This window comes from Ruminococcus callidus ATCC 27760, from assembly GCF_000468015.1.
Lineage (GTDB): Bacteria > Bacillota > Clostridia > Oscillospirales > Ruminococcaceae > Ruminococcus_C > Ruminococcus_C callidus.
The window spans coordinates 109,911-127,320 of record NZ_KI260415.1 but is presented as its reverse complement, the minus strand read 5'-3'; the positions used below and the strand labels follow the sequence as shown (position 1 = coordinate 127,320).

General features: G+C 45.9%; 13 protein-coding genes. 4 read left to right on the top strand and 9 right to left on the bottom strand.

The genetic code is table 11. The annotated features are described in order from the left end of the window. Positions 1–79: 79 nt before the first annotated feature. Complete coding sequence (locus tag RUMCAL_RS09160) at positions 80–946, bottom strand: AraC family transcriptional regulator (RefSeq protein WP_021682486.1); 867 nt, start codon at positions 944–946, stop codon at positions 80–82. Positions 947–1,286: 340 nt separating this feature from the next. On the opposite strand from RUMCAL_RS09160, the gene RUMCAL_RS09155 reads away from it, so the two are divergent. The 3 genes from RUMCAL_RS09155 to RUMCAL_RS09145 all read left to right on the top strand — a co-directional run bounded on the left by RUMCAL_RS09155 (position 1,287) and on the right by RUMCAL_RS09145 (position 6,694). Beyond that, on the top strand, positions 1,287–2,684 hold the full coding sequence (locus RUMCAL_RS09155) for an MFS transporter (protein ID WP_040647708.1): 1,398 nt from the start codon (positions 1,287–1,289) through the stop codon (positions 2,682–2,684). Positions 2,685–2,699: 15 nt separating this feature from the next. Beyond that, positions 2,700–5,699 carry a beta-galactosidase, LacZ type gene (lacZ, locus tag RUMCAL_RS09150; RefSeq protein WP_021682484.1) on the top strand — a complete coding sequence of 1,000 codons (3,000 nt, stop codon included), beginning with the start codon at positions 2,700–2,702 and terminating at the stop codon, positions 5,697–5,699. Positions 5,700–5,908: 209 nt separating this feature from the next. Beyond that, complete coding sequence (locus RUMCAL_RS09145) at positions 5,909–6,694, top strand: DUF389 domain-containing protein (protein WP_021682482.1); 786 nt, start codon at positions 5,909–5,911, stop codon at positions 6,692–6,694. 260 nt (positions 6,695–6,954) lie between these two features. Here the strand turns inward: RUMCAL_RS09145 and RUMCAL_RS09140 are convergent, their stop codons facing one another. Together RUMCAL_RS09140 and RUMCAL_RS09135 are read right to left on the bottom strand one after the other, a co-directional pair. Then, positions 6,955–8,082, bottom strand: a complete 1,128-nt coding sequence (locus tag RUMCAL_RS09140; protein ID WP_021682481.1) for a THUMP domain-containing class I SAM-dependent RNA methyltransferase — start codon at positions 8,080–8,082, stop codon at positions 6,955–6,957. A gap of 73 nt (positions 8,083–8,155) precedes the next feature. After that, entirely contained in the window at positions 8,156–10,675 is a 2,520-nt protein-coding gene (locus tag RUMCAL_RS09135; protein WP_021682480.1) for a transglycosylase domain-containing protein, read from the bottom strand. 332 nt (positions 10,676–11,007) lie between these two features. Between RUMCAL_RS09135 and RUMCAL_RS09130 the strand changes: the two genes are divergently transcribed. Continuing rightward, entirely contained in the window at positions 11,008–11,337 is a 330-nt protein-coding gene (locus RUMCAL_RS09130) for a BofC C-terminal domain-containing protein (RefSeq protein WP_147330048.1), read from the top strand. On the opposite strand, the gene sfsA is transcribed toward RUMCAL_RS09130, so the two are convergent. The 6 genes from sfsA to RUMCAL_RS09100 form a co-directional block, all read right to left on the bottom strand. Next, a complete protein-coding gene (gene sfsA / locus RUMCAL_RS09125) occupies positions 11,325–12,032 on the bottom strand; it encodes a DNA/RNA nuclease SfsA (protein ID WP_021682478.1) in 708 nt (235 codons plus the stop codon). The genes RUMCAL_RS09130 and sfsA overlap by 13 nt on opposite strands. 9 nt (positions 12,033–12,041) lie before the next feature. After that, positions 12,042–13,394, bottom strand: coding sequence for an ATP-binding protein (locus tag RUMCAL_RS09120; protein WP_021682477.1), 1,353 nt, complete (start codon positions 13,392–13,394; stop codon positions 12,042–12,044). Next, positions 13,385–14,818: a sensor histidine kinase gene (locus RUMCAL_RS09115; protein WP_021682476.1), complete on the bottom strand. Its 1,434-nt coding sequence runs from the start codon at positions 14,816–14,818 to the stop codon at positions 13,385–13,387. The genes RUMCAL_RS09120 and RUMCAL_RS09115 overlap by 10 nt, the downstream gene beginning before the upstream one ends. Before the next feature lie 38 nt (positions 14,819–14,856). Continuing rightward, positions 14,857–15,588 (bottom strand): LytR/AlgR family response regulator transcription factor, encoded by a 732-nt coding sequence (locus RUMCAL_RS14670; protein WP_051343771.1) that lies wholly within the window; start codon positions 15,586–15,588, stop codon positions 14,857–14,859. Positions 15,589–15,958: 370 nt separating this feature from the next. Continuing rightward, positions 15,959–16,822 (bottom strand): pyridoxamine kinase, encoded by an 864-nt coding sequence (locus tag RUMCAL_RS09105; RefSeq protein ID WP_021682474.1) that lies wholly within the window; start codon positions 16,820–16,822, stop codon positions 15,959–15,961. Positions 16,823–16,834: 12 nt separating this feature from the next. Further along, entirely contained in the window at positions 16,835–17,227 is a 393-nt protein-coding gene (locus RUMCAL_RS09100) for a metal-dependent transcriptional regulator (protein ID WP_021682473.1), read from the bottom strand. Between the last annotated feature and the right edge of the window lie 183 nt (positions 17,228–17,410).

The following is a 17,410-nucleotide window of genomic DNA, read 5'->3' as shown; positions in this document are numbered from 1 at the left end:
GACTGCGTTTTTACAGACTTTTTTTCGGTGGGTCAACAAAACTCGTTTGGTTTAGCTTTAGCCAAACGAGTTTTGTTTTTTACTCTCTGAGATTTTCTTCCAGTTTTACTTTTCGATATTCTTTTGGTGACATACCAATGTATTTATGAAACAGTCTGCTGAAATAAAGCGAATTGGTGTATCCAACCATATTTGCAATTTCAGTAATGGTGTAGTCCGTATTTTCTAACAAACTTTGTGCATTGGAGATTCGCAGCTTTAAGATATATTGCAGCGGACTGGAACCTGTGATTTCTTTAAAGCACTGAATAAACCAACAGTTGCTAAGCCCTCTGGATTCGGAGTACTCCTCAATGCTGATTTCTGTGTTGTAATTTTTACGAAAATAGTGCATCGCAAAAGCAACTTCTTTTTCACTGGTGCTGCTGAATTTCTTTGCACTCATGATTGCACGGCTTATCAAAACAAAAATATTTCGCAGCTGCAAAGAAATCAATTCATCATACCGTGGTCTGCAAAGCTGCAATTCCTGAATCATCTGACCAAATAACCACTGATAATCGGGAGATGTTCCGATATAGAGAATATTATTTTGCAGGTTGATATTGTAATACTTTAAAATTTCTTCTACTTCATTTCCGGTAAAATGCACCCAATAAACATCGGTTTGATCTGCACGATAATAAACATATTCCTGTGGTTGATCCGGCAAATATACAATAATATTTCCGGCTGAAACCGTTTTTTCTTCTCCATGAATGAAAAAATGTCCTTTTCCGGAGGCAATATATAAAAGCTGATAATCTTTTCTTCCCTTCGGACGATGTGTTACTACTTCAGAACGATTTTTCACACGATAATTTCCACAGCTTGTTACAATCAAAGGTTTCGTATTATCCACTACAGTAGATGTAGAGTTGTTTAAATAGGCAACATTCATAAACATAAAAAGCACCTCCTTGCTTCTATAACTATAGTATATCACACCTGATCACTGATTACAAGAAAAAGCCTAAACTTTGTGCATATATTTTATAACTTTGTGTATTTTTTAAGCCGTTTTGTGTGGTATAATAGAATTAAGAAATGGGAGGAAAGAATTAAAAAAGACGTCTTTCATTGTAATTCCATGTTGAATTCAGTAAAAAATCTTTATGCTCAAAAAAATAATCATCTATTCTGACGATGGCATTATTTCGTTTTTGCAAGATGAAAAGCAGTTCGTATCATTCATTATGGGAAAATTCTGTCCATGTGGGCATACAAACAATGAAAGGAGCTCTATTATGAGCAAAGAAAAAACATACTTAAAGTGGTATAACAAAGTCGGTTATGGTTCCGGCGATGTTGCAGGGAACGTTGTCTATGCATTGCTGACATCATTCGTAATGATCTATCTTACCGACACGATTGGATTAAACGCAGGTGTTATTGGCGTTCTCATTGCTGTATCGAAGATTTTTGATGGAATAACAGACATCATTTTTGGTACGTTGATTGATAAGACACATACGAAAATGGGCAAGGCAAAACCGTGGATGCTTTATGGTTTTATCGGCTGTGCAATTACCTTGATTGGTGTATTTGCAATCCCGATGAACATGGATAATTTTGCTCAGTACGCATGGTTCTTTATCTGCTACACACTTCTTAACAGTGTATTTTATACGGCAAACAACATCGCATATTCTGCTCTGACCGCTCTTGTTACAAAGAACAGCAAGGAAAGAGTTCAGATGGGTTCTTATCGCTTTATCTTCGCATTTGGAACAAGCCTCCTGATTCAGGCTGTTACATTCCAATTTGTTGAAGCAGTGGGTGGTGGTGCAAATGGCTGGAGAACAGTCGCAATTATTTATGCGGTTATCGGTCTTATTGTAAATACAATTTCCGCTCTTTCTGTAAAGGAACTTTCTGATGAGGAACTTGCAGACAGTGAAACAAAAACAGAAGAAACCAAATACAGTTTTGGAGAAGCATTCAAAATTCTCGTACACAACAAATATTATATGATGATCACAGTAACCTATATTTTGCAGCAGTTCTATGGTGCGATGATCGGTGTTGGAACATACTATGCAAAATATGTTCTCGCAAATGAGAATATGTTCGGCACGTTTGCGTGGTTTATCAATATTCCTTTGATTATCGCCTTGATCTTCACTCCTACCATCGTACAAAAATGGAACGGCATGTATAAGCTGAACAAATACAGCTACATGGTAGCAACAGTTGGCAGACTTCTGGTAGCAGTTGCCGGATACATGGGAAACATTCCGCTGATGCTTGCATTTACAGCACTTGCAGCACTCGGTCAAGGTCCATGGCAAGGTGATATGAATGCAGTCATCGCATCATGCTCTGAATATAGCTGGCTTACCAAACACAAGCACGTTGATGGAATCATGTACTCCTGCACATCACTTGGTGTAAAAATTGGTGGTGGACTTGGAACAGCAATTGTCGGCCTTTTGCTCGACCTTAGCGGATTCAAGGGCACTTTGACAGTACAGCCTGATTCTGCTATCAATATGCTTCACATTATGTATCTGATCGTTCCGTTTGCACTGGATCTGATCATCACATTTATTCTTTCTAAGATGAATGTTGAAAAGGCAAATGCGGAAATCAAAGAAAAACTTGGAATATCCGAAAATGAAGTTGTGATGGAATCACAGAACTAAAATGGAGGGAACAATATGAAATATACACTCGACTGGCTGATCAATCCGGAAGTATTTGCAGTCAACAGAATCGCCGCACATTCCGACCACAGAATCTATGCGAACCATTTGGAAGCCGATGCAGACAATTCCTCTCTGATTCAGAATCTGAACGGCACCTGGAAATTTGCGTGGGCAAAGAATCCATCTGAATGGCAGCAAAAGTTCTATGAAGAAAGCGACAGCACTGACAATTTTGACAACATTCAGGTTCCGGGACACATGGAATTGCAGGGATACGGCAAGCCGCAGTACGTCAACACCATTTATCCTTGGGAGGGACAGGAGCATCTCCGTCCGCCGTTTATTTCTGAAAAAGACAACCCTGTCGGCAGCTACGTCAGATATTTTGATTTGAACGATGCTCTGAAAAATAAGCGTGTATTCATTTCTTTTCAGGGTGTGGAAACTGCTATGTATGTCTGGCTGAACGGCGAATTTATCGGCTACAGCGAAGATTCTTTTACACCGTCTGAATTTGAACTGACACCATATATTCGTGAAAAGGGCAACAAACTTGCTGTCGCAGTGTTCAAGAGAAGTTCTGCCAGCTGGCTGGAAGATCAGGATTTCTGGAGATTCTCCGGCATTTTCCGTGACGTATTCCTTTATGCGGCACCGTCTGCCCATGTTCGTGATATGAAAGTGATTGCAGATTATGACGGTACAAATGGTATCTTCTCTGCAACGCTGGATATTGCGGGCAAGTGTTCTGTGAAATCGATCTTGACAGATGAAAATGGAACGGTCATTGCAGAATCCAATGAAAAGGAATCTGTAAACTGGACAATTGAAAATAGCAAGCCTTGGAGTGCCGAAATACCGAATCTCTACACGTTTACAGTGATTCTGACAGACGAAAGCGGAAATGAAATCGAGGTCAGCAGAACCAAGGTTGGATTCCGCCGATTTGAACTGAAAAACGGAATCATGTGTTTAAACGGAAAACGTATCATTTTCAAGGGCATCAATCGACACGAATTTGATGCGAAAACAGGCAGAGCAATCACAAAGGAAGATATGCTGTTTGACATTCAGTTCATGAAGAAAAACAATATCAATGCCGTTCGTACCTGTCATTATCCGAACAATTCTCTTTGGTATCAGCTTTGTGATGCATATGGCATTTATCTGATTGATGAAACCAATCTGGAAACACACGGTACATGGCAGAAGCTTGGTGCAACAGATCCGTCTTGGAATGTACCGGGTTCACTTCCGGAATGGAAAGAAGCTGTGCTGGACAGAGCAAAATCAATGTACGAACGGGACAAGAATCACGCAAGTGTTCTCATCTGGTCTTGCGGAAACGAATCCTACTGCGGAGAAGATATTGCTGCGATGTCGGAATATTTCAGAAGTGCAGACCAGACAAGACTGGTGCACTATGAGGGCGTTACAAGAGTTCCGAATCATCAGTATGATTCTATCACGGATATGGAAAGCCGTATGTACGCAAAACCGCAGGAAGTGGAAGAATACCTGAAACAGAATAACGGCAGACCGTATATCAGCTGTGAGTATATGCACGCTATGGGCAATTCTCTTGGCGGTTTGAGCCTTTACACGGACCTTGAGGACAAATATGAGGCTTATCAGGGTGGTTTCATCTGGGACTACATCGATCAGGCAATTGAAACCAAAAATGACGACGGGAAAACGGTTCTGGCTTATGGCGGAGATTTTGAGGACAGACCAAGCGATTACGGATTCTGCACCAATGGTGTGATCTATGCTGACAGAACCTATTCTCCAAAGGTTCAGGAAATGAAGGCTCTTTACTCCAACATCAGAATGTCCATTCAAAATGGAATGCTTACCGTAGAAAATCGAAATCTCTTTGCAGATACAAATAACTTGTCCTTTGTTGTACGATTGGAAAAGAACGGCGTTGTTCTGAAATCCGATACATTTTCTCTGAATGTTCCTGCCGGAGAAAGCAAGACACTGAAACTGACACTTCACAAAATAGACAGTACAGGAGAATATGTTTATCATGTTTCCGCCGTTACCGCAGATCAGACACTATGGGCAGATGCAGGGCACGAAATTGCCTTTGCACAGGAAGTGTTTGAAGTAAAAGATAATCAGATTCCGGAAACCACATTGCAAAAGCCAACGATTGTATACGGCGATGTTATCATTGGCGTTCACGGAGAAAACTTCTCCATGATGTTCGACAAAAAAGAGGGCGGCATCAGTTCTCTGAAATACAATGATTTTGAATATATCACACGCACACCAAAGGTCAGCTTCTGGAGAGCAATGACGGACAATGACACCGGTGCTTCCGAGCCGTACAATCTTGCACAGTGGTATACCGCAGGCAAATTTGCAAAGTATAAAACCGTTTCATGGCTGGAACAGGAAGATGCTTTGAAAATCACATTCACATATCAGGCTGCCTGTGTTCCGACTTTTGAGTTTACTGTAACCTATACCGCACACTTTGACGGAAAGCTGGACGTATGTGTAAATTATGCAGGAGTAAGCGGAATGCCCGATATGCCGGTTCTTGCATTGGACTTCAAGATGAAAAAACAGCTTTGCAGTTTCCGGTATTACGGACTCGGTCCTGATGAAAACTACAGCGACCGATGCAAAGGAGCAAGACTGGGATTGTGGAAATCTACGGCAAAAGAAAATCTTTCCGGCTATCTCAATCCGCAGGAATGCGGCAACCGTACCGGTGTAAGAACGCTCTCAATTCATGATGATATGCAGCATGGTCTGACGTTCCAAAAGGCATCTGCTCCGTTTGAAATGAGTGTACTGCCATACAGTGCCTATGAACTCGAAAATGCAATGCATCTGGATGAACTTCCAAGTGTTCGCTACACATGGGTCAGAATTGCTGCAAAGCAAATGGGTGTCGGCGGCGATGATTCCTGGGGTGCACCGGTGCATGAGGAGTACAGAATCCATGCAGATCAGCCGATGAAATTGGGATTTATCATTACACCGTTTGAGGCGTGATCTGAAAACATAGGAGTTACAAAGACTAAAGAAACGTTGCATGAAGCCCACCTGACGGCTTTATGCAACTTTTTTTCGTTTGCGAAATTCCAATCCGGCAAAGCTATATGGCTGCACTGCTTATTTTTTCTGAAATTTGACAAACTAAGAAATCCATTGTATAATATTATTTAGTGTTTCCTTAGAAAAATGTCGAAAGGAGTCGTTTCATGAAACATCGGGAGGGAATAGAAAAGGAACGGGAAAATCTAAGAACCGTTTTCAAGAAAATGTTTTCAATTACCGAGGACGCGGCCTCCAATGAAGAAATTCGGGATCGTATTCTGACCGGCGGAAAAATCACCGGCACCAATATGGTGGTGATGATCTGTGCCATTTTGATTGCTTCGGTGGGATTGAACACCAATTCCGTGGCGGTAATTATCGGGGCTATGCTGATCTCACCGCTCATGGGCAGTATTTTGGCAATCTCTTACGGAACAGTTTCCAATGATGCCTATCTGATGAAACGACATTCTGTCGGATTCGCAGTGCAAATTTTGATCAGCGTGGCAACTGCCACCATTTATTTCCTGCTGTCGCCGATCAAAGAACCGACAGAACAGTTGCTTGCCCGTACCAATCCTAACTTTTTCGATGTGATGATTGCACTTGCCGGAGGAATCGCCGGTATTGTAGGGCAAACCAGACAGGACAAGGCGAACAATATCATACCCGGCGTGGCAATTGCTACAGCACTGATGCCGCCGCTCTGTACCTGCGGCTATGCGATTGCTAACGGAAATCTCCGCATGTTGCTGGGGGCGTTTTATTTGTTTATCATCAACGCCTATTTTATCTACATTGCGTCGGATCTTATGCTGATGCTGCTCCGCACACCCCGAGTGAAAGCCATGTCTGTTTCGGAATGGAAACGCCTGCGAAAGAAAATGTACCGGAACACTCTGCTGGTTCTGCTCCCGATCATCGCTATTGCGATTGGCTGGAATGTATAAGGCAACACCGCACAAAGCCCGCCTGACGGCTTTGCACGCAATCTGCGTACAGATTTTCCCGTCATATTGCCCAGAAATCCCTTGCCATAATAACGGCAGTCTGCCTGCGGAATTTCTGACAATCTGCCGAAAAATCTGACAACGCACCTTACGCACAATCTTTGTGCGGTATTGCCATAAGGAAACGGCAAAAAAATTGTAAAATCCCACAACTGCAAAACGCTCCCACTGACACCATTTTCGTCAGTGGGAGCGCTTTCTCAATCCTGATAATAACTCATCAGATTGCACTGGATCATACCGTTATACAGCTTTCGCTTTTTGTTTGCTGGCTTTCCGAAATGCAACTCAAAATCTGCGTCCGGCGTGATAATGTAGCATGGGTGAGCCTTGTCGGCAGGGAACACGTCACCCATGATGCGGTAAATAGACTGTGCATGCTGAATGTCCAGCATGCGTTCGCCATAGGGCGGATTGCAAATGGTAATAGCATGCTCTATGGGTTCGAAATCGGCGATGTCCCGCTGCATCAGATGAATCCGCGGCTGAACGCCGGCTTTACGGCAGTTTTCTTCTGTCAGGGCAATTGCCTCCGGATCGATGTCATAGCCGTATGCTTCGAAAGCAGCATCATGCCGGATTGCCGCAACGGCTTCTGCACGGGCATTTTGCCATACAGTTCTGGGAATCTGTGCCCACTGCTCTGCCAGAAAGCGGCGGTTCAGTCCCGGAGCCATACGCATTGCCTTGAATGCCGCTTCGATCAACAGGGTACCGCTGCCGCAGAATGGGTCACAGACAACGCTGTCCGAATGTACTCTGGCGAGGTCAACAATACCGGCGGCGAGCGTTTCCTTGATCGGGGCAGCATTGGAATTTCTCCGGTAGCCTCGCTTGTGCAGTCCGATTCCGGTAGTATCCAGATAAACTGTGGCGATGTTCTTGCGAATGGTAAACTGGATTGGGTGAGCCGCACCGGATTCTGTAAACCAATTGGTGTGGTATACCGATTTCAGCCGTTCCACAGCTGCTTTTTTGATGATAGACTGGCAGTCCGGCACACTGTGCAGCTTGGAGTCCAGAGCATGTCCTTTTACCGGAAAAGCATCGTCCTTACCGATCCATTGTTCCAGCGGCAGGGAACGGACACCCTGAAACAATTCTTCAAAGTTGTACGCCTTGAACTGTCCCAGCTGAATCAGAACACGTTCCGCCGTAGACAGGCAGAGATTTGCCTTGGCAATGGTTTCGGCATTGCCGCGGAACAGAACACGACCGTCCTGAGCTGCAATGTCAGTGCCGCCGATTTTGGAAATTTCGAACCGCAGCGTGCGTTCCAGCCCAAAATGGCAGGGGCAGCAAAGCAGGTAAGATGATTGTTGCATCATAAAAATACTCCTTCACAATAACACCGCACAAAACAGCTGGTTCTGTGCGGTGTATGAAATTTAAAAATGGTTCTTATTGAGCCGGTGCCTGTGTGGCAGCTGCTTCTGTTGCGGCAGCATTACTATTGTTTTCTGCCGGATGCTGGGTTTCACTATGCTGTTCTCCCGCAGCAGTGGTTGCCGATGTGGAACCGCTGTTTTCATTGGTAGCCTTTGTCGTTTTGCTGCCGTACTTTGTGCACTCATCACAAACCGGAGCATTGCTGGACTTCCAGTAGCCGGTAGTGGTGGCGGTGCAGTTCGGACCAGCGATCTTGCCGCTTTTGGTACAAACCTTACCTTCCACTATGCTGCTGTCTTCAGGATATTCCGCACCGGTGTCCATCTGGTCGGCATATTCACCGATGATGTTCTGCCAGATCTGTGCAGACTTGATGTGGTGGTCTTTCAATTCTGCACGTTCCTTGTAGCCGAGCCATACGCCGCTGACGAAATCTTCTGTCAGTCCTACAAAGGTCAGGTCATTCCAGTCCTGTGTAGTACCCGTCTTGCCGGCAACATGCTTGTGTTCCAGCTTTGCCTTCTGACCAGTACCATTGTTGACAACATCCTGCAGCAGCTTGTTCATGACATACGCAGTTTCGCTGCTGACGGCTTCTTCCGGACTGCCGTCATTTTCATAAATGAGGTCGCCGGCACCTTGTACCACTTTGCTGACAAGGTGAGCCTGATACTGTGTACCGCCGTTGCCATAGGGAACATAGCCATTGACCAGATTTTCCAGTGTAACACCATATGTCAACGCACCAACTGTCAGCGGAGAGTATGCCATATCAGTGTGTCCGTCGCCGGAATCCTTGCACAGATCCAGACGCATTTTGGAGGTGGCAAAGTCGAAAACGCTCTGCGGTGTCAGAGCCTGACAAAGTTGAGCCGGTACAGTGTTGTAGGATTTTTCCAGTGCCTCATATATCTTCAGTTCCTTGTGACTGATAGACATGGCAGAACTGTCCTCGCTGTAGTTGGTCGGCCATGCCTTGCCCTCAACTTCGATCGGCTCGTCCTTGTAAATAGAGCCCCAGTGAATCAGGTCGCTTTCCAAAGCCAGTCCGTAGGTAGTCAGCGGCTTAATGGTAGAACCGGGCTGCCGCTGTTCCATGGTGGCGTAGTTGAAGCACAGGGATTCTGTCTTTTCGCCGACTGCACCGACCATTGCCTGAATCTCGCCCTTATAGTTCATTGCAATAAAAGCAGACTCCGGATAAACGATTTCGCTGGAGGAATATTCGCCGTCGCCGTCCTGATCCTGCCACTGGGCAACGCGGTCTTTTTCCACCAGATTGTTTAGATCCTTGTACTTCTCCTCCACATAAGCCTGCATATCCTGATTGACCGTGGTATAGATCTGATACCCGCCGCGGTTGATACGAGAGATGGCTTGCTGTGTAGTCAGATTGAACTTATCCTTGAGGTAATCTGCCACTTCATACAGAGCCGCGTCTACGATCCAGGAGGTGGGCTTGTTGGGATCGGTGTCTTCTTCCTTTTGTGCATCAGGGTGAGCTGCCTTGTACTCGTCGGAGTCTGTGAAGATCAGCTTCTCATGCAGAGCCGACTGGTACTCGTCATAAGTGAGAGCACCGTTGTTGTACATCTGCCAGAGGACATATTCCTGTCGCTTTTTGTTCTTTTTTTTGCCGGTATTGACCCATTCTCCGGTGGTATCATCTTTATATCCGGCAAAGGGGTTCAGTGTTTCCGGACTTTTCGGAATTGCTGCCAGACAAGCCGCTTCTGCTACGTCCAGATCTTTGGCACTTTTTCCGAAATATTTCTGTGCGGCATGTTCGATTCCGTTGGAGGTGCCGCCGAAACCGATGTAGTTCATGTAGGTTTCCAGAATCTTATCTTTGGAGTAAGCACGTTCCAGTTCCATGGCACGGAAAATTTCACGGATCTTACGGGAAGGGGACTGCTCGCTGTCACCGGTGATATTTTTGATCAGCTGCTGCGTAATGGTCGAACCACCCTGATTGGTATCATAGATGTGTACGAACATGTTGACAAAGGCCGAAACGGTACGCTTATAGTCCACGCCGTCATGGGTATAGAAACGTTCATCTTCTGCACAGACAAAAGCGTCCCGCGTATGCTGGGGAATCTCGTCGATGTTAACGGGAATACGCTGGGATTCGTTGGTGACCTCATAGATGTTCACCCATTCGCCGCTGCTGTCCTGAGCATAGATGTTGGTATTGTAGGAAAGTTCCATTTCTTCAATGGTAACATTGGACACATCGTCCCGAAAGTTCATGACATAGACGACCAGTGCCGTTGCCACAATGGTGCAGGTGATGATCAGAATCATGAACATCGCCGCAAGTGTGGAACCCAGAATAGAAAGCGTTTGCCGCAGAACGAGGACCCATTTGGGCTTGGCAGCGGCTTCTTCCAGTTCCGGACTGTGATAGGGATATTCCGGTGTACCGGTCGGTCCGTAATATTTCCGCATCGGAATGCCTGTCCCGCCTTTTTTGGCTCGCTTTCGGTTGTCAGTGGGGGGAGAACTGTTTCGTCTTTTGTTGTTATCCATAGTATTGATTCCTTCCAAAAGCCCGCTGTGCGGCAGAATACACACAGGGGAATCTGTTGTTGTTTTGCAGGAGCAGTACCACACAAAATAAATTTGTACGTAAGACGTATCGGCAGCATTGTCCGAGATGCACACTGCCGGAATGTATACCATATTATTATAGCACATTTTACGGGCAATGTTAAGAGGTACGGCGGATTTTCTTTGAAAAATATGCAGATTGTATAAACTTCGGAATTTTGGAAAGAATACTTTTGGTATATATTCAGGCAAATTCGCAGAAAAATCTGGTTTTGTTCTGCGATGTGAAAACAGAAAGGCGGACGAGAAAAATGGAAAAACGAAATGCAGTGTGGATTCTGCTGACGGCTCTCACCATATCGCTGGTGATCGTAGGCGGCTCGCTGTCCCTATCTCTGCGGCAGGAAAAAAGTGCAGCACAGGGGACAACCTATTCCGAAGCGGCAACAGAAGCAGGCTATACCATGCGTATCACAGACGGGCAGGTGGGACTGTTTCGGGAGGGCAGCAGTGTGCCGTATCAGAAACTGCAAGTTCCGCTGAATCTGCTGTCCGACTATGACCGGCACGCATTGGAGCAGGGAATTACTGTGTCCGATGAAGCAGCCTTGCAGCGGCTGATTGAGGATTATTTTTCGTAGGGAAGAATGATCGGAACCGGCTGATCGATCGTCATAGAATCCGGCGTGACAACGCAGTCCATTGCCAGAATTTGTACGCCGGAATCTACAGCATGCCGGAGAGCTTTTCCAAATGCCGGATCCATACTGTCATTGGGGCGGAACTGTTCAGCACCTTTCAGCTGAACCACGAACAGCAGGTATGCTTCATAGCCTTTCTGCCGGCAGGCAGCCAGCTCCAGCAAGTGCTTGGTACCTCGTTCTGTCGGAGCATCAGGAAAGGAAACGACACCATTTTGTTCCAGTGTCACACCCTTGACTTCCAGAAACGCGGTAGTTTCTCCGTGGGTAATGCAGAAGTCAAAGCGGGAATTCCCATACGTCACTTCCCGCCGGATTTCAGCTGCCGGAGGAAAGAGTGCCCCTGTGTGCAGCCATTCCTCCGCCGCGGCGTTGGGAGCCTGTGCATCGATGTTGATCAGCAATGCCGTGGAATCCGGCAGCACCTTTTCCACGGCAATCAAATCGTATTTGGTTTTGCGGCTGGGGTTCTTGCCGGCAGCCAGATACACCGTGCAGCCGGCAATCAGCAACTCCCGACAGCGACCAGTATTTTTGACATGTACCCGTTCGGTTTGCCCGTTGACCAGTACCAGTGCAATGAATCGGTTCGGGCGTTCCAGAAAAACGGCAGGGATCACTTCTTGATATCGCATAGTAACTCCTTAGGAAAGTGGAATTTGTACCGTAACTTCGCAGCCGGTCTCTTCCGATAGTGTCAGTGTACCGTGATAGCTGTTGGCGATCTGTGCGGCAGTATCCAATGGTACAGGCTGGACAGATGCGGGGCCTTTGGGATTCTGCACGCGGAAGCAGAAATTGCCGTTCTCCTCCCAGAGGCGGCAGGTAATGCTTCGCTCTGCCTCTGAAACGGTTTGCACCAGCTGTTCTGCACGCTGCAATGGATTCATCAAAAGACTGCACAGATCCAACTTGGAAAAGGGCAGTGCTTTTGGCAAGTCGCATTCTACAGGAAATGCAATTTGTTTTGCCGCACATTTCGCAGCGGTTTGATGCAGGATCACATTGATGATCTCGTTGTCACAATATTGCAGCTGCAATTCCGGATTCTGAAAGTTCTCCTCCAATTCGGCGGCAAACTGTTTTGCATCGTCGATTGCATTGGAGGTGACCAATCCGAAAAAGACCTGCATCTGGTTGTTAAAGTCGTGACGCAGCTTCGCTGTTTCCCGCGAAACTTCTGCTGCCTGTTCCTGAAATTGCAGGGAAAGGGTTTCGTATTTCTCAAAAAATTGCAGCTTTCTGGTGAGCCGTTCCTCGTTCTGTAATCTTTGTATGAACCGGAACAGAAAAATGCTGGAGATCATGTCAAGGAGAAATGTGATTCCCACCATAAGCAGAATCAACGGAGAGGACGTGAGAACTTTATGCTGCTGAATAATGATGGTAAATGTAGCAATGATAGCGGCTTGTGCAATCGGAAAAATCAAAAGGATCAGATTTTGCTTTGTGCTTTCAAAAGTGAGATGCAGCCGCCTTTTTTGAAGAACTTTCCGAAAGAAGAATAGAAACGTGAAATAAATAACCGGCGTGGGAATATACCCCAAAAAGGAATACCAGTGGCTCCAACGCTCATCGCTCAAAATCAAAGAACAAAAATCGGTCTTGGCGATAAAGTCGAAAGTAGTGAGAAGAGTGACGCTGATAATATCGGAAAAAGCCATTGCAATGCCGCAGATGATGCTGTGAAATATCCGCTTGAACAGGGGCTGCTTTCGATACGCAAAGATGTAGTAGAAGAGGATTGCCGTCCAAAAGAGCAGGGAGTACAGCGACCGGGCCTTTTCCAGAATCAGATATTTCACATCGCCATACACGCCGTAAGAAACTGCGAAAAAACAGATCGTCAAAAATGCAGCATAGCCAAGCAGCAGGAGATTTGCCCGTTTGTTCGTCTTTTGGAACGCGACTTTGGCATAGGAAGCAGTAAGCCAGATCACTGCCAAAGCAGACAGCGTCAGATTCACCATTGCCCAGATGGATTCAGTTACGGACATACCACAGCAGCCTCCTCTGCAATTTTTTCTGTGTTGTTCTCTGCCGGCAGATTTAGCTGAATGGTGACTGTGAAAAACTGGTCATCATAGCTGGCGACAGCTATTCCGCCGTAAGTATTGGCAAGATGTTCTATAATTTCAATACCAAATCCGTGCTTTTCCTTGTCCGCTTTTGTAGTCTGTACTTTTCCGTTTTTGGTCTGGATCTGGTGATTTTTCCGGTTGCAGATTCGCAGGAATACCATTTCTCCATCCTGCCAGATAGTGCAGGAAATTTCTCGTTCTGCCTCCGGAACAGCTTCCGATGCCTGAATGGCGTTTTGCAGCGGATTGATAAGCAGGCTGCACAGATCAACCTTGCGGATTCCGATGTCTTCCGCAAGAGCACAGTCTGTTTTAAATGCAATGTGCTCTTTTGCACAGGTTTCTGCGGTCTGCTGTAAAATCACATTGGCGACAGTGTTTTCACAGAAATACAGCCGTTGCTTCTGCTGCCGGAACTTGCTTTGCAATTCCTCTGCCAGCTGCATGGCATCTTCCACATGGTCAGTCTGCATCAATCCGGAAAAGACCTGCATCTGGTTGTGGAAATCTCGTTTCAGATTTTCCTGTTCGTGAGAAGCCTGTGCGATCTGTTCCTGATATTTTGCCGACAGTTTTTCGTATTCTTCATAAAAACGAACTTTCTGCTTTTCCTGTTCTTTGATGTGCATTCTTTTCATCAGATGCAGCAGCATGATGTTGGAAGCAACATTCAGCAGAATCGTAACGATCAGCACAGCCAGAATCTTCGGGGAGGTGCTGATCGTGCCGAATTGCTGTAAAATTGCGATCAGGGTGTAAATGGCAAAAAACTGTGTCACCGGAAAAATCAGCAGCCAGAACGTCTTAGCTGAATACAGCTGTGAACGGATCTTGAGAAACAGCTTTTGGAACACAAACGCCAGACCAGCCATAATTAACAGTTCCGGCAGTATGAGAAATGTGCGGTACCAGAGATGCCAGTTTTCATAGTTGGAACCAATGCTGCAGACATTGGTTCCGGCAAGATTGTCTATGGCAGCTATGGCGATGATCTGTATGGTATCTCCCAGAAAGATGAATAAAAATGACATCGTTGCGAGAAAAAAACGAGTCAGGAGTTTTTCTTGGGGAAATCCCGTCAGGAAAAACAAGAGAAAGATGCACCAGTGCAGAGCAGTGAACCCATTGCGGTGTGTCTGAATGATCCAACAGGAAGCATCTCCGTACAAAACCCACGGGATAATTGCGAAGATCAGGTCAATCAGAAGGATGATCAAACCAGTCGCCAATGCCCAGCCTTTTCGGGGCTTTCCCACACAGATGTGGCTATACAGCAGCAAAAAGCCATATAGCAGCAGATTCGACACCGTAAAATTCATGGTGTAAAAAAAATTATCCATTTTCTATAGGACTCCTTTGTGCGGTATTGCCGTATGTTTTACGATTGATACAGTTCGCTTTTACGTTGCACCAACTCTGCCCGATTTTCTGCAACAGAGCGGTGCCCATATGCACTGATCGGAATGATCTCCTCCTGAATATGTACTTCCTTGGTGTCAATTCGCTGTACATAGTGCAGATTGATAGCATAACTTTTATAGCACTGATAAAAGTACTGCGGCAGGCTCTCCATGAGCTTGGAAAGCTGGTAGTAGCCCTCATAGGAACCGTGAAGGGTGTGTGCTGTGACGCAGCGTCTGTCGCTGGAAAAATACAGCACTTCCCGCAGAGAGAGGTAGACCACCTGTCCCTTTTTCGGTTTGAAAGGGAACAGATCCTGACTGTCTGCCGATGCTGCCCGAATTTTTTGCAGATAATCCTGCACCGCCTTCCGGTCAAAGGGCTTTGGCAGATAGCCGAACGGGTTCACTGTTTTGCTCATAAAAATCTGCTGCAAATATTCCCTGGGGTGTCCTGTCACATAGATAAACTTCGTTTGTGAATGGGACTGTGCAATTTTTTCCGCGAAATCGATGCCGCTGCTGGTGCTTCCCTGAAAGCAGATGTCCATAAATACAGCGTCAATATGTGCATGCTGCGAAAAATAAAATTGCAGGGCATGCCAGTCCTGAAAAAAATCCACAACCAGATCGTCACCAGATTGCTCTAAGAGTTCTTTTAATTGCAGTCCGATGCGTTCCTCATCATCAAAAATCACAATTCTTAACATTTTCCAATCCCTCATAACTCAAAGTATGTTCACAAGCATTTTATAGGAACACGCTTGTGCATTTCACGTAGTTCTTTGTGGTATAATTTTAGTATAGCATAAATACTACGTTAAAAAAAGCATATCCTACGATGAAATTGTTTTGAAAATGTGTATGCAGGAGATTTTCCACAAGAGGAAGTACAAAATTATGACAAAATCAAGCCCGCTTTTGTCATTTTATATTGTCATGATCTGCGTGACATGGTATAATAAATATTCCGGAAAAATCGATAGAAATTGGAAATGTCAAGCGTATTCGGTGTGATATTGCAGAAAAAAGAGGCCGCAGAAATTTTCTGTGACCTCTTTTGCCTTATGTGTTTATTTCTTAGGAATGAATTTCTTTGACATAATCTACAAGATTTCCGATGCAAGCTTCAAATTCCACACCATACCACGGTGCTTCTTCGCGGGGAAGTGTCCGCAGATCCGGCAAGGTTGCCTGAATGGTGTCGGCTGTAAAGTTGACCGCAATGGAAAGAGCCTGTTCGATCGATGCCCCGCGGACCAGAGCACCGGAGAGTACGCTGGCAAAAATATCACCGGTGCCATGCATTGGCTCTGGAACATGTTCCCGATAGGCGGCGTAGTAGCTGCCGGTGGTACTGTCGTAGGCAATGGCACCGTGCTGATCGCCGTTTCGGATACCGGTAATGACGGCGATGGGACAGCCGATCTCTGTCAACTGTTTCAGATATGTTTTCACAGTTTCCAGCGGACACTGTTCCGCATAGGGAATGCCCAGCAGCAGGGAAACTTCTGTCATGTTCGGGGCGATAACATCGGCTTTTCCGCAGAGTTTTCGCATTTCCACTGCAAAATCCGGTGTGAAGCCGGCGTACATGCTGCCGGCATCGCCCATGACAGGATCAACCACAATGACCGTATCTTCGCTGCGGAACGCATCGAAAAAGTCTGCCATGATCTGTACCTGTTCTCTGGACCCCAGATAGCCGGTGTAAATGCCGTCGAAATGCAGCTGTAATGTTTTCCAGTGTGCCGCGATCTGCGGAATGTCCGCCGTCAGATCCCGAAAAGTATATCCGGTGAATCCGCCGGTGTGTGTTGACAGAACGGCGGTAGGGATCACGGCAGTTTCCACGCCCATAGCAGAGATCAAAGGCAGGGCAACGGTGGAGGAACATTTTCCAAAGCAGGAAACGTCCTGAATGGTAACGATTCGTTTCAGCATGGTTTTCGCTCCTTACATTTCAGCTTTTGCGGGAATTTCGTTGTTGTCCTGTACATGCTGCTTGATCGCAGCGAAGCTTTCTGAACTGATGACATGTTCCATGCGGCAGGCATCTTCCGCAGCTGTTTTCGGATCTACCCCGAGAGCCACCAGCCAGTTAGAAAGCAGCGTGTGCCGTTCATAGATCGTTTCGGCAATTTTTCTGCCGGATTCCGTCAGTGTGATCTCGTTGTTTTCATTGACGCAGATGTATCCGTTTTCCCGCAGATTTTTCATGGCAACGCTGACACTGGGCTTGGAAAATGCCAGTTCGTTGGCGATGTCAATGGCATGTACTGTGCCGCGGCGGTTGTATAAGATCAGAATGGTTTCCAGATAATCTTCTGCAGATTTTTGAATTTTCAAGTGATTTCCCTCCGTTGAGCAGATTGTACGAAAGCGTGTTCACATAAAAGCAGGACAGTTTATGTGAGCACGCTATACTATTATATAAGTGGTTCTTTGTTCCATTCGCGTGAGAGATGTGAAAACGTGAAAGAAACGCCTCCGCATCAGAATTTGCAAGCAGATGGCGTGCAAAGTCGCCAG

Bases quoted from the DNA above. Each gene is read 5' to 3' on its own strand.
- RUMCAL_RS09135 (WP_021682480.1), bottom strand. From the start codon at position 10,675: ATGGATAACAACAAAAGACGAAACAGTTCTCCCCCCACTGACAACCGA.
- RUMCAL_RS09115 (WP_021682476.1), bottom strand. From the start codon at position 14,818: ATGGATAATTTTTTTTACACCATGAATTTTACGGTGTCGAATCTGCTG.
- RUMCAL_RS09160 (WP_021682486.1), bottom strand. From the start codon at position 946: ATGTTTATGAATGTTGCCTATTTAAACAACTCTACATCTACTGTAGTG.
- RUMCAL_RS14670 (WP_051343771.1), bottom strand. From the start codon at position 15,588: ATGTTAAGAATTGTGATTTTTGATGATGAGGAACGCATCGGACTGCAA.
- RUMCAL_RS09145 (WP_021682482.1), top strand. From the start codon at position 5,909: ATGAAACATCGGGAGGGAATAGAAAAGGAACGGGAAAATCTAAGAACC.
- sfsA (WP_021682478.1), bottom strand. From the start codon at position 12,032: ATGCGATATCAAGAAGTGATCCCTGCCGTTTTTCTGGAACGCCCGAAC.
- RUMCAL_RS09120 (WP_021682477.1), bottom strand. From the start codon at position 13,394: ATGTCCGTAACTGAATCCATCTGGGCAATGGTGAATCTGACGCTGTCT.
- RUMCAL_RS09105 (WP_021682474.1), bottom strand. From the start codon at position 16,822: ATGCTGAAACGAATCGTTACCATTCAGGACGTTTCCTGCTTTGGAAAA.
- RUMCAL_RS09140 (WP_021682481.1), bottom strand. From the start codon at position 8,082: ATGATGCAACAATCATCTTACCTGCTTTGCTGCCCCTGCCATTTTGGG.
- RUMCAL_RS09130 (WP_147330048.1), top strand. From the start codon at position 11,008: ATGGAAAAACGAAATGCAGTGTGGATTCTGCTGACGGCTCTCACCATA.
- RUMCAL_RS09155 (WP_040647708.1), top strand. From the start codon at position 1,287: ATGAGCAAAGAAAAAACATACTTAAAGTGGTATAACAAAGTCGGTTAT.
- lacZ (WP_021682484.1), top strand. From the start codon at position 2,700: ATGAAATATACACTCGACTGGCTGATCAATCCGGAAGTATTTGCAGTC.